Genomic DNA, 885 nt, shown 5'->3' on the forward strand with positions numbered 1-885 from the left:
GATGCACGCGTTGCCCTTCGCACGGGCGGACACGCTCGAGATACGGCCCATAGCCGATGAGGTCGGTGGCCGCGCGGAGTTCGCGCCGGCACTGCGGGGTCATCCAGTCGATGTCGCCCGGGCCGAGCCCCACGACGGCGACACTCCCCGCCGACGCGCGCCGCGCACCTCCGCCCGGCAGCATGGCCAGCGAGAAGTACGGCACCTTGCCGTCGTCGACATCCGCGGCGGGCAGCACCCGCTGCTGCGAGGTGCTCGCCCGCTCCACGTAGAACGCGTCGTCGAGCCGGTCGGCTGACGAAAGCGCCTCCCGCACAACGGGGTAGGACCGGCCCAGCTTCAGCACCACCGCCGCGTCGGTGTCGGCGAGCCTGCGCTTGAGCTCCTCGACAGGCAGCGTTCCGGGCAGGATTGTCAGCACCTCGTCGCCCTGCACCAGCGGAGTGCCGGTGGCGGCCGACGCGGCACTCACCGACGTCACGCCCGGCACGATCTCGGCGTTGAAGCGCTGGGTCAACCGGGTGTGCATGTGCATGTAGGAGCTGTAGAACAGCGGATCGCCCTCAGCCAGCAGTACGACGTCGCGGCCGGCGTCCAGGTGCGCGGCGATGCGCTCGGCGGCCTCCCGGTAGAACTCCTCGATCGCACCCGCGTACCCGCCGGGGTGGTCCGTTGTCTCCGTGGTCACCGGATAGACGAGGTGTTCCTCGATCTGGCCCTCGCGCAGGTATGGCTCGGCGATGCCGCGGGCGATGCTTCGGCCGTGCCGCGCGCTGTGGTAAGCCACGACGTCGGCTTGCGCGATCACCCGCGCGGCCACCGACCTCATCGGCTATGGGCCGTATCTCGAGCGTGTCCGCCCGTGCGAAGGGCAACGCGTGCATC

Annotated in this window: 1 pseudogene; it reads right to left on the reverse strand. The window is 70.6% G+C overall.

The annotated features are described in order from the left end of the window. Nucleotides 1-817 (reverse strand): annotated as a pseudogene (locus tag A5651_RS05635) (precorrin-2 C(20)-methyltransferase); the annotation flags it as partial. Nucleotides 818-885: the final 68 nt, after the last annotated feature.

The sequence above is a fragment of the Mycobacterium sp. 1274761.0 genome (genome assembly GCF_001668615.1).
Taxonomy (GTDB): Bacteria; Actinomycetota; Actinomycetes; order Mycobacteriales; family Mycobacteriaceae; genus Mycobacterium.